19 protein-coding genes are annotated in these 17746 nt (G+C 55.9%); 16 read left to right on the top strand and 3 right to left on the bottom strand.

Features of this window, described 5'->3' with window-relative positions; translation table 11 throughout:
- Positions 1–116 precede the first annotated feature (116 nt).
- Positions 117–632 (top strand): PA2169 family four-helix-bundle protein, encoded by a 516-nt coding sequence (locus Fuma_RS19105; RefSeq protein ID WP_077025534.1) that lies wholly within the window; start codon positions 117–119, stop codon positions 630–632.
- 12 nt (positions 633–644) lie between these two features.
- Complete coding sequence (locus Fuma_RS19100) at positions 645–1442, top strand: hypothetical protein (protein ID WP_077025533.1); 798 nt, start codon at positions 645–647, stop codon at positions 1440–1442.
- 25 nt (positions 1443–1467) lie between these two features.
- Here Fuma_RS19100 and Fuma_RS19095 read toward each other — a convergent pair whose 3' ends face one another.
- Positions 1468–2886 (bottom strand): DUF2254 domain-containing protein, encoded by a 1419-nt coding sequence (locus Fuma_RS19095; RefSeq protein ID WP_077025532.1) that lies wholly within the window; start codon positions 2884–2886, stop codon positions 1468–1470.
- On the bottom strand, positions 2883–4349 hold the full coding sequence (locus Fuma_RS19090) for a sigma-54-dependent transcriptional regulator (protein ID WP_077025531.1): 1467 nt from the start codon (positions 4347–4349) through the stop codon (positions 2883–2885). Before Fuma_RS19090 ends, Fuma_RS19095 begins: the two co-directional genes overlap by 4 nt.
- Positions 4350–4627: 278 nt before the next feature.
- Here Fuma_RS19090 and Fuma_RS19085 point away from each other — a divergent pair, with 278 nt between their 5' ends.
- The 9 genes from Fuma_RS19085 (at position 4628) to Fuma_RS19045 (ending at position 10705) form a co-directional block, all read left to right on the top strand.
- The gene (locus Fuma_RS19085; RefSeq protein ID WP_077025530.1) at positions 4628–5137 is read left to right on the top strand and encodes a hypothetical protein; all 510 of its coding nucleotides are present in this window, start codon (positions 4628–4630) and stop codon (positions 5135–5137) included.
- Between the two features lie 56 nt (positions 5138–5193).
- Positions 5194–6054 carry a protein phosphatase 2C domain-containing protein gene (locus Fuma_RS19080; RefSeq protein WP_158521061.1) on the top strand — a complete coding sequence of 287 codons (861 nt, stop codon included), beginning with the start codon at positions 5194–5196 and terminating at the stop codon, positions 6052–6054.
- Between the two features lie 196 nt (positions 6055–6250).
- Entirely contained in the window at positions 6251–6631 is a 381-nt protein-coding gene (locus tag Fuma_RS19075) for a hypothetical protein (protein WP_077025528.1), read from the top strand.
- Positions 6632–6763: 132 nt separating this feature from the next.
- Positions 6764–8248: a mechanosensitive ion channel family protein gene (locus tag Fuma_RS19070; RefSeq protein ID WP_158521060.1), complete on the top strand. Its 1485-nt coding sequence runs from the start codon at positions 6764–6766 to the stop codon at positions 8246–8248.
- Between the two features lie 175 nt (positions 8249–8423).
- On the top strand, positions 8424–8630 hold the full coding sequence (locus Fuma_RS19065; protein ID WP_077028414.1) for a carbon storage regulator: 207 nt from the start codon (positions 8424–8426) through the stop codon (positions 8628–8630).
- A 542-nt stretch (positions 8631–9172) separates the two neighbouring features.
- Positions 9173–9595 (top strand): CsbD family protein, encoded by a 423-nt coding sequence (locus Fuma_RS19060; RefSeq protein ID WP_077025527.1) that lies wholly within the window; start codon positions 9173–9175, stop codon positions 9593–9595.
- Positions 9595–10059: a hypothetical protein gene (locus Fuma_RS19055; protein WP_145944253.1), complete on the top strand. Its 465-nt coding sequence runs from the start codon at positions 9595–9597 to the stop codon at positions 10057–10059. Before Fuma_RS19060 ends, Fuma_RS19055 begins: the two co-directional genes overlap by 1 nt.
- Positions 10056–10262, top strand: coding sequence for a hypothetical protein (locus Fuma_RS19050; protein ID WP_077025525.1), 207 nt, complete (start codon positions 10056–10058; stop codon positions 10260–10262). The genes Fuma_RS19055 and Fuma_RS19050 overlap by 4 nt, the downstream gene beginning before the upstream one ends.
- Positions 10259–10705, top strand: a complete 447-nt coding sequence (locus Fuma_RS19045) for a phage holin family protein (RefSeq protein ID WP_077025524.1) — start codon at positions 10259–10261, stop codon at positions 10703–10705. The genes Fuma_RS19050 and Fuma_RS19045 overlap by 4 nt, the downstream gene beginning before the upstream one ends.
- 97 nt (positions 10706–10802) lie before the next feature.
- Here Fuma_RS19045 and Fuma_RS19040 read toward each other — a convergent pair whose 3' ends face one another.
- A complete protein-coding gene (locus Fuma_RS19040) occupies positions 10803–11975 on the bottom strand; it encodes an ISAs1 family transposase (RefSeq protein WP_077025523.1) in 1173 nt (390 codons plus the stop codon).
- Positions 11976–12140: 165 nt separating this feature from the next.
- On the opposite strand from Fuma_RS19040, the gene Fuma_RS19035 reads away from it, so the two are divergent.
- The 5 genes from Fuma_RS19035 to Fuma_RS19010 all read left to right on the top strand — a co-directional run bounded on the left by Fuma_RS19035 (position 12141) and on the right by Fuma_RS19010 (position 17398).
- Complete coding sequence (locus Fuma_RS19035) at positions 12141–12371, top strand: hypothetical protein (protein WP_077025522.1); 231 nt, start codon at positions 12141–12143, stop codon at positions 12369–12371.
- A gap of 11 nt (positions 12372–12382) precedes the next feature.
- Positions 12383–13558 carry an AI-2E family transporter gene (locus Fuma_RS19030; protein ID WP_077025521.1) on the top strand — a complete coding sequence of 392 codons (1176 nt, stop codon included), beginning with the start codon at positions 12383–12385 and terminating at the stop codon, positions 13556–13558.
- A 355-nt stretch (positions 13559–13913) separates the two neighbouring features.
- On the top strand, positions 13914–14384 hold the full coding sequence (locus tag Fuma_RS19020; protein WP_077028413.1) for a PA2169 family four-helix-bundle protein: 471 nt from the start codon (positions 13914–13916) through the stop codon (positions 14382–14384).
- A 157-nt stretch (positions 14385–14541) separates the two neighbouring features.
- On the top strand, positions 14542–15999 hold the full coding sequence (locus tag Fuma_RS19015; protein WP_077025519.1) for a sensor histidine kinase: 1458 nt from the start codon (positions 14542–14544) through the stop codon (positions 15997–15999).
- Between the two features lie 22 nt (positions 16000–16021).
- Positions 16022–17398, top strand: coding sequence for a sigma-54-dependent transcriptional regulator (locus tag Fuma_RS19010; protein ID WP_077025518.1), 1377 nt, complete (start codon positions 16022–16024; stop codon positions 17396–17398).
- Positions 17399–17746 lie beyond the last annotated feature (348 nt).

The following is a 17746-nucleotide window of genomic DNA, read 5'->3' as shown; positions in this document are numbered from 1 at the left end:
TGGTTTCTGAGTGCACTTCGAATGGGCCATCGATTTGCTGTAACGCCGGGTGGCTCGAGGATGAACCCACCGCGCAACGGAGATCCGCAACAACGTCTACTTAAGTGGGGGCAACGATGATAAGAGTCAATATTTCGCTCGGACTTTCCGCCGCAGAAGTGAAGCATCTGCATACACTGGCGCAGGTCAACGTTGATTGTCGGGACTGCTTTAGGGAAGCGATGGTCCAGTCGACGAGCCCCGAAATTCGCGTGACGTTTGCAGCGCTGGCGAAGGAGTGTGGCCACCACGCAGATGCACTTCGCAATCTTCTATCGGCGAATGCGGACACACCGCCCACTTCGACCTCGATGCGTGGGGCGGCCGACTGCCTCTGGATGTCGTTACGAGCCACTTTTGGCGACACGTCTGAGGCGTTACTAAGCGAAGCGCACCGTATGGCCGAGTATGCCGAGCAGTGCTACGTACAGACACTTCAATCTATCAACGGTCGAGCTGTCAGGCAGCTGATCTCTGAACAACTGGCGGCCGTCCGCAAATCCGCTTCTCACATCCAAAATCTGCGTGACCACCAGGCGGGGCGTTCGTCGCCCGGTGGCAGTGTCGAACGAAACGCTCATCGGACGTTATAAGGAACTAGTCAAATGAAAGTTTTGGAACCAACATTAGATGTCCGCCCCAATCGACGGGGGCTCTCCAGCACCTGGCTTGTCGCAATTGGTCTCGTCGGAGTTGCAGTCATCGTTATCGCCATTGCAAACGACAGTTCCACATCATCCGCCGACACAGACGAGCAAAACCTGGCAAATTCGGACATCGATATGATCGATGCGGCGGATATCTCGGAAGCCGAGGCGAGTCGTATTCGCGATGTGATGGACGACGAAGAACTGACTGAAGGGCCACCGTACGCGCAGGAAATTTCCGGGACCATAGTCGATGTCTCGCAGGACGCACTCAGCATCAAAGTGGATGACGAAACTTATGAGTGGCCGTTGGCGAGTGACATGGAAGTCTGGAAATCAGGTGAACTCGACGAAACTGCTGCGTTGCATGCCGGTGATTCGATCACGGTTTATCTTCAGCAGCTTGGGAGTCGCCAAAACGGATGGATGAATGCGATCGCCCGGATTGCGGTGGATGACAGATCTGCTGCGTCGACTGTCGACCCGTCAGAGACCAGGTATGTGGGAAGAGTGATTGAAATCGGGACCGAATCAATCTCCATCCGCAACTCATTCGACAACGATTCTACCCTCCGCGTCGATCCCACAGTCGTTGTAACTCGTGAGAAAGATGCCAATGGCGAAAAAGAAGATGGCTTGTCGAGCATAAGCGTCGGCGACCGCGTGGAGCTGTTTGGCGAGCGAATCGGAAGCCGGTCTGATGGATGGAAAACCGTCGTCGGAAGAATCAACGTGGTGGCACCGAATACGAAATGATGGTTGGCGAGTAGGAGTAGGCGACTTAACCGCGGCCGCCGATCCAGTCACCCGTGCGAAGAACGTGCTGACGGTATTCAGGATCGCGCGACAACCTGATCACTGAGCGGTAGCGGTCCGTCAGCAGCTTCATCCCTTCTTCGCTATTCAATACCCTGCGGCACGCTTTACGCAGCTTTTCACCGTGCTTCAAAAGCTCACGACGACGCGATTCCGAAGCCGTTTCAAACGCAATTTTCGCGAGCATTTCCATCATGTGCACGGCAGCATTGCGATCCACCGCGACGTAAGGGGTCAGTTGGTTGAAGACGAGAGCGGTATAGGATCCAAAGTCCTCAGGTTCAGCGACAAGTCGTAAGTGCTGCTTATCATCGTGACGGTGGGCGTCCGGCAACTCCCGGCCGGCCAGTTGCTCCAGAGCCGCTTGCAACCAGTCCATGCAGTTCATCGCTGTGAAAGGATCGTTCACGCCTGGCGATAGTGCTCGCATCGCAACTTCCACCAGTTGGTTAAAGACAAACCGCAAGTTCTGAGTGGGAGTCCGCTGAACTCCGCAGACGAACTTGGTCGACAGGTTGCGTGCAACTTCGTCTGTCACTTTGTCCCCCGGCGATGCCAGCAACAGCACGCTATTCGACGTAACGAAGTCGCCCGCTCGACGGCGAAGCCGGATCACCAGGTCGTGCTCGGTCGCGATTAGCAGTAACCCGTCGGCGTCGACGTATTCCACGTAACCGGTGTGCTTCGACTTCAACTTTCTCGCGTTATCGTAAAACGATTCCGGCAGCGAAGCTTTGCTTTCACGAGCGGCTTTTTCGTCGTGAGGAACTCCTACGGTCGCCGGGAATTGTTCGTCAATGTGAAACTGCAGGTCTCGGCCAACACCCGCCACGATGTTTGAAACGTGAATACTCTCGGGCACATGGTGAATGAAAAAGATCAATACTCCCACACTCATGATCGCCATCAGCAGTCCCACTATGATGGCCACATGAGGGACAAAAGCCCCGATGAGTTCGATGTTCTTTCCACTGTCAGGCGGCGCTGTATCGGCATTGCGGACCGTACGCAAAACCATCAGACAATATAGGAATGTCGAAATGAAGACGCCCAGCGTGAACTGATTGCCCTTGTCTCGCATGAAGTTATTCAGCAGACGAGGCCCCACCTGACCGGTGGTGTACGAGATCGAAAGAATGGTCATCGAAAAGGTGACGCCGGCGACCGTGATCATCGATCCGGCCACCGTCGACAAAACCGCTCGAGCACCCGCAGGTTTGTTTGCATACAGCCAGCCAATATCGTCCAGCCACTGCGAACCAACGGCGCGGTCGATGGCTGTGGTGCCGAATGACAGCCCGATGGCTGCCAGTGCCATCAGCGATGGAACAAACCAGTAGCTCTCGCGGACAGTCGTCCAGAACGTGATCAGCGTCGCCCTCACGAGGGTGAATCCTGCTCGTCCAGAGTGACTTTCTTGTCCAACGAAATGCCGAACTGGCGGACTCGGTTACGCACCTTGCCTCGAGTAATCCCTAACAGTTCTGCCGCTTTGGTTTGATTGCCGTCTGCAAATTCCAGCACGCGAGTGATCAGATACATTTCCATCTGCTCCAATGCTTCGGCATACAGATCGGATGTGCCGGAATTCAAACGCTTTTCGATAAACGGAGCGATGTTGGATCGGACTCCGGCATCGTTCCGAGCATCCGCAGATTTTTCTACAGCCGGTTTTGCTCCTGTCAGTTCGGCTGGCAGGAACGACGGCACGATGACTGGGCCAGTGGCGTTTAGCAGCGACTGCCGCACGACGCTTTGTAGCTCACGAACGTTGCCAGGCCACGAATGTTTCTGCAGAAGCTCCAATGCTTCTGGTGAGATACCTTCGATGTCACTGCGTCGCATCTGCCTGGCCCACAGATTCAGGTAGTGCTCCAGCAGATGAGCGATATCTTCTGAACGTTCGCGGAGTGGCGGCAAGTGAATGGACAGTCCGTTCAGGCGGTAGAAGAGATCTTCACGGAATTCTCCTTCTTCCACCATTTTGTCCAGATCGAGGTTCGTCGCCGCAATGATTCGGACATCAGTCTTGATGGTTTTATTGCCACCGACGCGTTCGAATTCCTGCTGCTGCAGCAGCCGCAACATCTTGCTTTGCACCAGCGGCGACATGTCGCCAATTTCGTCAAGGAAGATCGTTCCACCGTTGCAGGCTTCGAACTTTCCGATCCGCTGTTTATCGGCTCCTGTGAACGCTCCTTTTTCATGACCAAACAGCTCACTCTCCAGCAGTGCGTCCGGCAGTGCGGCGCAGTTGACCGCCATGAAACTTTCTTCGGACCGGTCACTGTTTTGATAGATGGCTCGCGCGACAAGCTCTTTACCGGTTCCGCTTTCACCACGGATTAGGACCGGGACATTCTGAGCTGCGACTCGGCCGATTGATTTGAAGACCTCGACCATTGGAGCACTGCGGCCGACGAATGTTTCGGAATCGGCCGTGCTTTCTTCATTGGTGGACAAGGCAACCGGCGTGCTCATCATCCGTCGCGTATCAATCGCCTGTTCAACCAAATCCGTCAGGGCGGGCAGATCGAGTGGTTTGGTCACATAGTCGAACCCGCCCAACTGCATGGCCTTGATGGCGGTTCCGCTGTCGGTGCCGGACGTGATGAAGACCACTGGTAGCTTGCGGTCAATTTCCTGAATCTGCCGAAACACGTCCAGCCCGGAAGCTCCCGGCAGCATGATGTCCAGCAGAACGACGTCGGGAGCATCGGCCGCCAACATTGCCAGGCCGTCCTGAACCGTCATCGCGGTCGACGTTGTGAGGTCAGATTTCTGCAGCGCTTGTCGCACCATTTCGCAAACGGAGCGGTCGTCGTCAATCACCAGAACATTCGGCATGGATTCTCTTTTCAAGGTTAAGACTCGTGTAACCGGCAGTCTACCGGCACTTCTGTCAGCGGCAACACAACTGGCCTGCGACCGTCCAGAATGATCGCCTGTCAACCAGCCAATCATCTTCCTGATGGTGCAAATATGACCATTGGAGGCCAAACCATCCTGGCACGCAGTTTGCGTTCCAATGTGATCGTAGTCACCCCTCAGATTCGCAAATTTGCGCCTGTTCCGTGGCTGCGTCAGTCTTTTGACCACCAAATTGAGTCGCCAGGGAGCACGAGATGGCCACCACAACGATTGATTCTGCAGATTCTTTGAGTCGGCTGCCGGACCCCCAGCATGGTCTACGCGGAAGCCTTGTCGTGCACGCGTCCGGCGAAAATGCCGGGCTGATGCGGCTGGACGTGGATCTGCCTGACGTGCCGACCGCCGATGAGGCCAGTCGGCTCGTGAAGTTGAAGATCCCCGGAGAAGTGGTGCCTCTGGACGCGACAGAGGCCACAGGTGAAAATGGCGGCTTCGTGATTTCGTACTTTTCATCCGACATTGCAAATGCTGGCCACTTGCCCGCCGATGCCGTCGTGACCTGGGAAGTGGACGGCCACGAACGTCAAATCCGAGCTGTCGACATTGAATCTGCTGAGGAAGTCGAAGCCCGACGGGGGACGGAAGCTGCCGTAGTGCCCGGCGGCAGACCCCTGGATCTGTATCCCAAAACGGTAATGTTGCTCGCCGCGATCGCGGTAGCGTTTCTGCTGATTTGCGTGGTTGCGTTTCTGGCGATGGGTTGAGCTCCACAAATTCTTTTAGGTTGGTTTTCATGTTGTTAAATATGGATTGTTTTGGAGTGCGGTCTCTCCACGACGATCACGCGGCGACGCAGCAGTTTCTGTTCGCCGACTTTCACCGTTCCATTCACATCCATCATACCAGCCTGCAGCTCGACGACGATTCCCGCGATTTCAGTGGCTCACAGGGGCAACTGATTATGGTGGCGGAAGGTCTCGGCCCTGAGGATGGCGTTCAGCGAGCCAGCACCATCGCCGTGGACGCAGTGACGAAATATCTGCTGAATGCTTTTCAGATCGCGGAACAGGCACGTGTTGGCGACAGTCTGTTCGAAGAAAAGCTGCTGGAAGCTTTGGAACACTGTCAGCAGACCATGCGGCGCGAAGGCGACGTTATCGAAGCCCACTACGGCATGGGGGCTGAAGTGACGGTGGCTTACATCGTTTGGCCCGATCTTTATGTTGTCCAGGCAGGCCGAACAAGTTGCTGCCTGTGGCGAAATGCGGCTGTTACAAGCGTTGGCCGAGCGGCACCGTCGGAAGTTGTTGGCGGCGTCGCCAAGAAGTTAACTCCAGTGTTCTCCCATACTGATTTACGCTTAGGCGACAAACTGCTGTTGTGTTCACACGGCGTGCGGCAGGTCATGGACGACTTTCAAGTCACGGCAATTCTTAACCAGCAGCAGTCGGCCGAGCGACTAAGTACAGAACTCGCCGATAGCGCGCGACTGGCAGGCTGTGATGAGGCGACTGTTGTGGTCGCGTGTTTCGACGGTGGCGTGTCTCCCGAGCCTGCCGTCCAACGGGAAACGGTTCCAGTTGAAGATGCTGAGGCGGCAGATCGCCAAAAGGAGCCGGTGCCGCTGTCGGTCAGCTCTTCAATAGACGACGGTGCCGATCGCGGCGCAGCACGAGAGTGAATTCGTCGTCCGGCGACTTGGTTTTTTGAGGCGGGCTGTGCTTGTGCTTGAACCACCGTGATATCGCTCGCCCACCGTCCGGCCTGGCCGCTGAGCAGCCTGGTCAGTGTTTGCGTGGGCGTGAAACCGCAGTGTTTTGCGAATCATCATGGTTCGGCATGCATGCTGCTTATTGGAAATTTAGAAAGGAAAACCTATGACAACTTCAAACCCAACAAACCTCACCTTCTACGTGATCGCAAAGAAGAATCTCTCGGACCTGAGCTCCCCCCTGGTCGGCGTCGGTGACAGCGGCGACGAAGCGTCGCTGATTTTCACAGAAGATTCGAAGGCTCAAGAGTACCTCCAGGCGGCGGACTGGACGGAGACCGATACAGTCGCCGAACTCGATGCGGCTGCGGTGGTGAGTTGGCTGGCCATCCTGCAAAAGGAAGGCGTGAAGTACCTGGTTCCAGACCCGGACCGCGTGTACCAGGATGATGGCATGACGCAAACCGTGATCACAATTTCCTCCGTCGCAGACGCAATCTTCGCAGCCTTGCGCGAACGGCTTTCGACGGCCGAACCTGTAAGTTAACGGCACGACGCGGCCATCAAAAACGCGTTGATGGCCGCACCATCCACGCTGCTAAATTGCAGCCAGCAGAACGTTGATGAGTAGATGACTGACAAGATTTTGAGCCGCCGTTTTCCTCTCTGTATGGCGTCGATGCTCCGACGGGCAATGCTACTGTCCGGGCTGATTGCACTCCCGCTTCTGCTCGCTCTAACCGGATCTGCATCGGCGCAGGACGAGCAGCCAGCGTCACCGGATCCGGCGACTGAAACAGACGCCGAAGCCGAGAGCCCGGAAGCTCCCAAGGCAGTAAATGTCACCGAAGTGGCCATGGACGCTGAGATTGACCAGCGTCTGCGGGAAATTCTGCGATCGACCGAATGGTTCCGCGATGAAGCAGTCTCGGTTGAAAATGGAGTTGTCTTCCTCACCGGTACAACGAGCGACGAAAAGTACCGGAAATGGGCCGGAGATCTCGCCACCAGAACCGAAGACGTCGTGGCGGTGGTCAACCGGATCAAAGTGACCGAGCCGCCGATTCTGGATTTTTCGCCAGCCTTGGCGGTGACTCGGGACATGGGCCGAACTGTCATTCGCTCGCTTCCACTTCTCGCGCTTTCGTTAGCATTGCTGATTCTGACGTGGTTTGCAGCCAGAGCTGCTAAACGGATTGGCGACGTGACCATTTTAAGGCGGGTCGACACTGCACTGCTGCGTGAAGTTGCGCGGAAGGCCATTGCGATTCCCGTCTTCCTGCTTGGCATGTTTCTCATTCTGCGAGTCACCGGTTTAAGCCAACTGGCGATGACCGTAGTTGGCGGAACGGGGTTGTTCGGATTGGTGATCGGTATCGCGTTTCGCGACATCGCCGAAAACTTTCTGGCCAGTATCCTGCTCAGCATGCAGAACCCTTTTCGGTACGGTGATCTGATCGAAGTCAGCGGGCACACGGGTTACGTTCAGCGCGTGAACACGCGAGGCACGTTGTTGATGACCCCCGACGGGAACCATGTGCAGATACCTAACTCTGATATCTTCAAGGGAACGATCATCAACTACACGTCGAACCCAAATCGCCGATTTTCGTTTCAAATCGGGATCGGCTACGACGCTCCGGCCACGAAGGCTCAGGACACCGCCATGGAGGTGTTACGAGAGCACCCGGCAATTCTGAATGATCCTGAGCCGCAGGTGCTGGTCGAGCAACTTGCCTCGTCGACGATCAACCTCACCATCTACGCGTGGGTTGATGCCAATCAGCACAGCCTGCTGAAAGTGAAATCTTCGGTCATGCGACTCGTGCTGAAAGCCTTCGACCAGGCAGGCTTTCCAATGCCGGATGATCAGCGAGAGATCGTGTTCCCCAGCGGCGTTCCTGTCCAAATGCTCGAACACCAACCCGAACGCCGGCCGTCAGGTGCCGGCACGCCAGGCTCCCGCGACGGTGCCGCTCAGGATTCGGCCGTCCAGGCCAGAACCATGGCGACCGAAGAGGAAGAAGTCACTAATTCCGCGGAGGGCGATTTCAGCAGTGAGGCTGAAGATTTGCGTGAGCAAGCTCGCAAATCTCGTGATCCGGATGGTGAAGAGACCGACCTGCTGGAATCGGCAAATTCAGCCACTAGTGTTCGTTCGTGAACCTGTCTGGTCGCTAAGCGACCGCGCTAGTTGCGCGACACGACGTGTTGTGATGCGGATCTGCTTAAAAACGCTGGTGTTTGTGCGAGACTTCTTAATTATCAGCGGTTGGCGCGCGATGTGCTAAGTGAAGGTCCGTGGACAAACATTTTCATGGATGATTACGGAGCCCATCATGCTGGTACTTTCACGCAAACTCGGTGAAGAGATTCTGATCGACGGCCACATTCGCGTTCGAGTGATCCAATGCGGCAATGGACGCGTGCGACTGGGAGTCATCGCTCCACGCGAAGTCGAAGTGCTTCGGTCGGAAATTGCTTTCGACGGCAACGCAAACCCGACTCAGTCGATCAAGCTGCGTGAGATGGCTGGCGTTGCGTAGTTGCAGCGTCGACGTCGACACCGTCATTGCTTCATCCGGCCTCAGCCGGATTACAACGTAACTGCACTGTTGAGCGTACGCGCCGACGATGCTTCTGCATCCTCGATCGCCGACGTTCCAGTACGCCACCGTGCCACGGATAGATTATCGCATCTGCCCTGCGCACTCTGCAACGTGCCACGCGACCATCTTCCAACTGCGCCGAGTAGCCATGATCGCTCCGCGCAGAAGACGCCCAGACTCCAGCGTCTCTGCCAGCCAGTCCGCCGGTCGCAATACGAACGGCGCGGTCGTTCACCCGTCGCACATCTTCCGTCTGCCGCTTGCGCACTCAAGCGATCTCTCGTGAATTGCCCCATTCACCGCTTACTTCGCGCTAAGCGGACCTCAATTCAGGTTTGGCACGGGAAATGCTTTTCACTACTACCGCTGGCGTCAGGACCTATCCGAACGCCAGCGCGGCTCGCCGCACTGTCGGGTAGGTTCGAAACGGTGTTCGAACAAACACACCCATTTACATAACCAACAAAGAGAGAACGGAAATGATTACGCAGCAGGAACTTCAAGGAAACTGGAACGAGCTCAAAGGGTGTCTTCGCGAAAAATGGGGACAGCTTAGTGATGACGACTTCGCGAAAGCCAAGGGCAGTGTCGACCGCCTGATTGGCACGATTCAAAAACGGACTGGTGAATCGAAGGCGAACGTCGAAGCGTTCCTTGATTCGGCCGTGCAATCAGGGGCATCCGGCTTCAGCCAAGCGGCTGAGAACATTCGCGACTATGCCTCAAGCCTGTCCGAGGCGACTCACGAACAGTATGACCATGCTCAGGAGGCTCTGGCGGCCGGTCTGGGTTCGGCGACTGAGACAGTGCGACGTCGGCCTGCCGAATCCGTTGCTGTGTGTTTCGGTGCCGGCCTGATTGCCGGTGCCGTTCTGGGACTCATCCTTCGCAACAAAGCATAATGATGAGTACCGGTCCATCACAGACTCAACCCGCCGATGAAACGGCCGACCAGCTCCGTCGCGAGATGGCAATGGTCCGCCGTGAGCTCGGGGCAGACATCACGGGCGTGGCCGCTCAGGCTCGGGAACTCACCGACTGGCGCACGTACATCGAGAAAGCTCCGTGGGTTTCGACCGCCGTAGCGGCCGCCGTTGGCTTTATGGTCGTTCCGCGAAAGCTGAACGTCGATACCGTTGACCCGGCGACGATAGCAAAGCTGGCAAGGCAAAACCGGATTGTCGTCGAAAGCAAACCGAAAGCGGCGGCCAAAGCCGGCGTGGGGGCGACGGCCTTTAGCCTCATCGCGGGGCTGATACTCCGTACGACGCTAAGCTACGCAACTCAAAAGGTGGCTGATTTCATCAGTCCCGACAAGCCTGCAACACCATCAGGTGCAGGCCAACGGAAGGGAACACCACAATGATCAACCGAATTAAAGAACGCGACTCGACTACGGGCGGAGCGGCATACTGGTCGGGTGTGGTCACCCACGATACTGAATCGTCATTGACCGATAAATTTAACATCCGCCAGGTTGAAAACTTCATCAAAGCGTACCCAGTGACTTTGATGGCAATCGGTTTGGCTGCTGGCCTGACACTGGGATGGTGGGTGAAACGAAAATGATCACTCAGCAACGAAGTGCACCAACAGACGGCGACAGGGCGTCATCGAAACAGAAGCCTCCGCGGCAGCGAGGCATCGGAGCTTTGCTGCACGACGCAATCGCGTTGATTGAACTTCAAGGAAAACTGTTCGTTCACGATCTGCACCAGCTGAAATCGGGTTCCGGGCCAGCTTTGTTAATGCTGGCACTAGGCGTGATTCTGGCATTCGCAACCGTCCCTGTATTGCTGCTGGGTTTGGGCTGGATGCTCGCATCATTGGCCGATTGGCCGGTGTGGCTGGCAACAGTCACGGTCGCGGCCGTTGGAGGTGTCGTACCGGCTCTTGGCCTGCTAATCATTGGCTGGAAGACGCTGCTGCGCAAGTCCAGCGTCGTCACCCGATCAACCACAGAACTCAAATGTAACACAGACTGGCTGAAGCGAAGGTTGAAGTCGATGTAACGCCCGCTGCGAACTTGCACACTTGCACATGCAGTGGCTTCGTAGAGCTTTGATCGCACCCAGCGGAATACGGCCCCAGGCCCAGGGCCAGCGCATACTAAGTTGTTTTGCCGGTAAGGATTTGCATCAAATAGTCAATGTTCCATCCGGCCATTCTTCTTTTCATGACGTTGCTTTGTTTGCCAGGATGTTTCTTGATGAGGCTGAGTGTGATTCGTCTGAGCCATGACAAATTGTTCGCGAAGATTCGGTTTCGGACTCGACTCTCATCCTCGCGGTAGGTCATGTCGAGACTCCAGTGCAGCGTGTTTTCTATGGCCCAGTGACCACGAACCGTTGTTGCGAACAGCTCGCCTTTGCGACGCAGACTGCTGATGTAGTAGCGAACGTCAGAATGATGAATGCCGTCCTGCTCGTACATTCGGATCGCCGTTCCGATGGTCTTGAGTCCGGCCCATTTGTGGCCCACGTCAAAATCGACAGGCACGGTCGCCTGATAGTAGATTCTCTGTTCCTGCCGACCGTGTCCCTTCTCTGTTTCTTCATAGCGACTGACGGGACAGCGAGCGAAGTCATCCTCCAGGTGATCGAGAAAAAACTTCTGCACGACCTCATAGAGTTTCGGTTGGTTGCCTTTCAGGGCTAACACATAGTCTGCATTGCCAGACACGATCTGCTGCGCAATGTTTTTTTGACAACCCGCTGCGTCAATCGTAATGATCGCCTCATCGATATTGATTTCGTTCAGTAATTTCGGGATCGCGGTGATCTCGTTCGACTTCTCTTCCGTCGCCACCTGTCCCAGAGAAATCCCCTGATCAGAAGCCCACGCACTCACGATGAACAACGCACCCAGCCCATTCTTTTTGTCATGTGATCGACGGAGTGCTTTGCCATCAATCGCAATCTGTTTTCTGTAGCCTTCTTTCTGTTCGTCGGAAAGTCCTTCCAGCGATTCAATCCATTGCACGAAGCACGCTTGAAAGTCGTTCGGCTTCAGGAGAGAAAGGACGCGCCGGTACGTATCTTTTTTCGGAATGCCATGCGGAAGTGCCAGGTGTTTCTGCAGGCCATCGGCATTCAGTCGCGCCCATTCCGCAATCGCACTGGGGCCGTCGGCGTTGGCCAGCACTCCGCAAATGGCGATCACAATCACATCACCAAGCAGATGCAGACGATTGATGTTGGAACGCGGGTCTTTCAATTGATCAAAGTAATGAACAATGTTTCCTGTCAGCTCCTGGGTGACCGCCAGTTCAACTGTCGACATCTCTTGTCCTCTCCTCGTGAAGTCCGATGTTACGACACGAAAAGACTAACCAATACTCACTTGTCGCGCCAGCCTAAATTGCCCAAAGTGCGCGCTGGCCCTGGCCCCAGGCCCCAAGTCAAAATCAATTCTTAACTCAATCACAAATCACATAAGGACTACAAAATGTCAACATCTGCAAAAAGAGACGCCGACCAGTTTCAGTCAGGCTCAACGTCAGCGACCGAAGCCGGTGGCTCGCGGCAATCGCTAAGGCCATCAGCGTCGCAGTCACTCAAACCAACCCAGGACGTCGTCGACTACGTCCGTGAGTACGCTCGCCAAAAGCCTGACGTGGCCGCGTTGTGGTGCTTCGGGCTGGGAATCGTTGTCGGGTGGAAAATTAAACCTTGGTAGATCGCGATCCCATGATCATCACACCTGAGTCATCTTCCGAATCCTTCCGACAAATCGTGGAAGCGGATCACGCAGGTGCAGATTCCGGAGCGGCGAAGTTGCGCCGTAGACGCCGCGATCGAATGGAGATGATCCGAACCACATCCGTTGTTGTCATCGCATTTCTGTTAATGACTCAGGCGTTTTACGTGGCAGCGGCCGTGATGATTCCCGTCATCTCGGCCGTTGTCATTTCGCTGGCACTACGACCGATCGTACGCAAGCTCAGCTCGTATGGTTTGCCAGACGCTGTCGCGGCTTTCATCACACTGGGCCTTTTGACAGGTGTCACCGTTCTTCTGGCGTCCCGTCTTATCACGCCAGCAAGCGAATGGATGTCGCGAACGCCAATCAAGTTTAAGCTGCGACAGCTGGAGCAAAAGCTGGAACCGCTGCGCGAGCCGCTCGAAAGCGTGCAGGAAGCGTCTCACGAAATCTCAAAAGCTGTCGACAAGTCGACGGCAACGCCCTCCGACGAACTCAGCGCGCCTGAGGCCGTTGTGATCAAGCCGCCCAACTTAGTTTCTGCGATGTTGAGTTCCACGTGGCAGCTAGCGGCAGGCAGCTTGTTATGCATCGTGCTAACGTTCTTCTTTCTGGCGAAAGGGGAAGCGCTGCTTGAGCACATTGCAGTCGTACTTCCGTTTGAAGCGTCCGGCACGTCCTGCGAAAGCGGAGTAGCCGCCGTGGAACGCAGTATCTCGCGTTACCTTCTGACGGTGAGTGTGATCAACGCGTGCTTAGGAGCCAGCGTGGCCGCGGCCTGCTGGCTGGTTGGAGTGCCCAATGCTCTGCTGTGGGGGGCCATGGCGACACTGCTGAATTTCCTTCCTTACATTGGCGGCCTGGTCGGAGCTGGCGTGGTGCTGTTAGTGTCGCTGTTTACCTTCGACTCAATCGCCTACGCCAGCCTCGCGCCGCTCGCGTATGTGACGCTCACCGCAATCGAAGGGAACTTTGTCACGCCGTCGGTGCTGGGACGATCGATGAGTTTGAACCCGCTGGTTGTGATTCTGTCACTGACTTACTGGACGTGGCTGTGGGGCGCGGCCGGGGCGGTGCTTGCGGTTCCGTTGCTGGCAATCTTCGTCTCGGCGTGTCGGCAATTTAACGGCACTCGCCCGCTGGCGGCGATGCTAAGCGATTGACTCGAAAACGGTTGCCCAGACGCCGCGCCGGTGTGGCGACGGTCGACGACCACTTCGCCCTGTGTCGAATACGATCCTCGCCGTGTTCACCTGCCTGCGAAATCGCAGCGTCTTCACTGCAATTCTGATTGAAAGCACCATTGCTGCTCGACAGGTTGCGGCGTTTGTTCGTTTCGGCACACCGATTGCATTGAAGCATTGTGGCAGCCATTTCTGGCCGCTCGCAACGTCACCTCAGTAAGCCTTTGGCTTCAGCAAGCTTGTGACCTGCGACTGCTGCCGTCGCGAGTAGCGCTGTGGCCCGCTTTATTACCTTGATACTTTTATCACCGAACTTCTGAAAGGGACGATGACAATGGCACTTGAAACTAAGTCTACACTCACTGACGAAACTGTTGAGAAACTTCAGGACCTGGTCCGTATCAATATGGATTCGCATCAGGGATTGCTTGATGCAGCCGACGCGATTGATGATGACGCTGTCGCGACCGTGTTCCGAGCAACTGCCACGGAGCGCAGCCTGTTCGCTGAAGAACTGAAGGCATATGTTGAATGGAACGACGAGTCCGCTCCACAGGAACAATCGTTCGCAGCAAAGGTCCATCAGGCATGGATGAACTGCCGCGCCAAACTGAATGGCGGCGATCCTCATGTCGTGCTGATCGAAGCGGAGTACGGCGAAGACCAGATTAAAGAGGCATACGAAGACGCCCTCAAAGACAATCCGGGCAGCGCGATGAACGAATTGCTTCAGTCGCAGTATGCTGTCGTGAAGAAGGGCCACGATCGAATTCGTGACCTGCGAGACGCCTACTCTAAGAAGTAGGATACGGGAAGGCCGAGTATGATTTGGCACCAGAGAAAAAGCTGGCGGCGCGGAAAGCGTCGGCAGCTTTTTTGCTGCGCCTAAGCGGCCATCACGCCGCAAGACGCAGCCCTGCGGGTTCACGTGCCTTGTCCCAACGGGGTGGTATAATGGCTGCATGAAACTCACAGCAAAGATTATCGCCCTGTTTCTGGCGGCGGCCGTTCTGCTGGTCGCGGCCAGCGGCTACTTCTCGATGCAGCGGGATTTGGCTTTGTTTCAGGACGAAATGGCGCGACGTCATGGAGAATTGGCCAAGTATACGACTCTTAACTTTTGGACGATGCTTGCGCTCACGCGCCCGAATGGGGTGCAGTTTCGCGAAAAAAATCAGCAGCTCGTCCGCGTGCGCTGGGTGTATAGCGCCGGCACCGACGAAATGCAGCTTCCACAACCATACGCTTCGTCCGACTCTCTGGTCGGCATCAAGACGGGTGAACCACGGTCGCTGCCGGTCGACATGGACGATGGCTCACAACGTTTTTGCACCTATTATGCGTTCGGATATTCGAACGCTGATAACTGGCTACTGGAAGTGTCCGAAGCATTCACCCGTCGCGACGCCTACACGCAGGGAACCATTTTACATACGCTTTATGTGCTGGCCGCGCTGGGAATGCTAGCCGTTCTGACGGTGGCGTTAGTCGGCATGCGGGTTGTCGGCCAGCCGCTAGATGCCCTGCTCGCGAAAACTCAACGAGCAGCTGAGGGCGATCTTTCCGGACCCTTGCACCTCAGTGGCAGCGATGAACTTTCGCAGCTTGCGGAATCGCTTAATCACATGTGCGATTCTCTGCGAGCTTCACAGCAACAGACTTTTCAGGAAGCCGAACGGCGTACAGCGGCTGTTGAACAGTTGCGCCATGCGGATCGGCTAAAAACGGTCGGACGACTGGGTGCCGGAATTGCCCATGAACTGGGGACTCCATTGAACGTCGTCGCCGGCCGCGCCGCTTTGATCGCGGAGGGACGACTTCGTGATGAGGACGTGAAAAGCAGCGCTGAGACGATCCGTTCTGAAGCTCGTCGCATGACAAAGTTAATTGAAGGTCTGTTAAACTTCGCTCGCCGCAAGCCTTCCAAACGCGAACAGTGCCATGTGGGCGACATTATTAAGAACACGATTCCGTTGCTGGATTCGTTCGCGAAGAAACGGTCGGCCACAATCACGGCAGAGATCCCCGAACAGATCAACGACAAATGTGCGGCCGACTGCGGCCAGCTGCAGCAGGTTATTTCGAACCTCGTGATGAATGCGATTCTGTCGAAAGAACAGGGCGCTGATGTCCGTATTTCGCTAGCCAATCAACAGGCGTCAGACCCATCAAGCCCCGATCCGCTCCCGCCGAGTGAAACTCTGGCGATAACTGTCAGTGACGACGGAGACGGAATTCCCGATGCCGATCTCGGCCACGTATTCGAACCCTTCTTTACGACTCGCGATACCGGTGAAGGCACAGGGCTGGGGCTGTCAATTGTTCATGGTATTGTGGCGGACCATGGTGGCTGGATAGACGTCAGCAGCGAAGTGGGAGTTGGTAGCCGGTTTACAGTTTTCCTGCCACAACAAACCTGAACACCGGAGAGAAAAACGAATCATGGGCGACAGGACTCACGGCCACGTACTGGTCATCGACGACGAAAAGAGTATGTGCGACCTGCTGCGTGACGACCTTTCGCTGCGCGGGTTCACGGTGGACACGTTTACGTCGCCTGCTGCGGCACTGAAAGAAATTGCTGTCACGGAAGCCGACGTCGTCCTCACCGATTTAAACATGCCGCAAATGGATGGTCTGCGATTGTGTGAACGAGTCGTCGCGAACCGCCCTGACCTGCCAGTGGTTGTGATGACGGCGTTTGGCAGTCTGGAATCGGCGATCGAAGCCATTCGAGCGGGCGCATGGGATTTTGTCACCAAGCCGGTGGAATCGGACTTGCTGGAAATCGTGCTGCAGCGAGCCGTCCGACATCACGAAGTGCAGGAAGAATTGCGCCAATTGTCGACGCCACCGGATGGCAGCGAGCAGTTTGAAGACATGCTCGGCGCGAACCCGCCGATGCAGCGAGTCTTCCAGCAGATTCGCCAGGTTGCTCCTACGCAGGCTTCCGTGCTAATCACGGGCGAAAGCGGCACCGGCAAAGAACTGGCGGCGCGAGCCATTCATAGGCGCAGCCAGCACAAAGACGGGCCGTTTGTCGCTATCAACTGCGCAGCGCTGCCGGAAAATCTGCTGGAAAGTGAATTGTTTGGCCACGCCAAAGGAGCATTCACCGACGCGCGGGAAGCTCGTCGCGGTTTGTTTCAGCAGGCGGATAAAGGCACCCTGTTCTTAGATGAGATCGGTGACTTCCCGCTGACGCTTCAGGCCAAGCTGCTGCGTGCGATGGAAGAACGCATGGTCCGTCCGGTTGGCGGCAACGAAGAAACAGCATTCGACGCTCGAATTCTGACGGCCACCAATCGCGATCTGCAGCGAGCGGTCGAAGAGGGCCGGTATCGAGAAGACTTCTACTATCGAATCAACGTGATTCAGCTGGAGCTGCCACCTCTGCGCGCTCGCGGCACCGATGTACTGTTGATCAGTCGTCACCTGGTTCGCCACTTTGCTCAGCAGTCCGGCAAGCAGGTGACGGGGCTAACGGAACCGGTTGCTGAACGGCTTTTGAATTATTCCTGGCCAGGCAACGTCCGGGAACTCCGCAACGTGATCGAACGAGCGGTTGCGTTGACTCAGGTTAGCAAATTGGTCGTCGACGATCTGCCGGAGAACATTCGAAACTATCGACAGACGCAGATGACTATTGATTCGCTGAACCCGGACGAACTGCAACCGCTGGAAGCCGTTGAACAGCGTTACATTCGCCACGTATTGGATTCCGTCAACGACAACCGCACCGAAGCCGCTCGGATATTGGGGATCGATCGGAAGACGCTGTACCGTCGCCTGAAAGAATACGACGCCGATGCGGGGTGACTTTTAGAGTTGCTTCCCGTTTGTTGTGGGCGGTTCAGGGTGCGTGAAAAACAGCCTTCGTCGTTTCAAACGCTTGTTCCGCAGCCACAAGTCAGCAAGATTCGCTGTAGAGTCTGACACTGTCAGAGCCTCGTGCTGTGAGCGCATGATTGCACAACGACCATCGGGGGTTTTTCGGAGCAGCAGGTCAAATCGGCTGTGGGCCTGCCCACTTTTAGGTTGTTGTACCGAAGCGATATTGGTATCACGCAGGCTCGATCTAAGAATCTGGTCGTCTTTCCGGAAGTTGTCTCTCATGCCCTGCCCAGCCAGCCTATTTAGAGCAGTTTGTCTTTCGTTGTGGACGGT

It is taken from the genome of Fuerstiella marisgermanici (genome assembly GCF_001983935.1).
Lineage (GTDB): Bacteria > Planctomycetota > Planctomycetia > Planctomycetales > Planctomycetaceae > Fuerstiella > Fuerstiella marisgermanici.
Note: the sequence above shows the minus strand (reverse complement) of the source record. Positions and strands in the feature narration are given on the sequence as shown.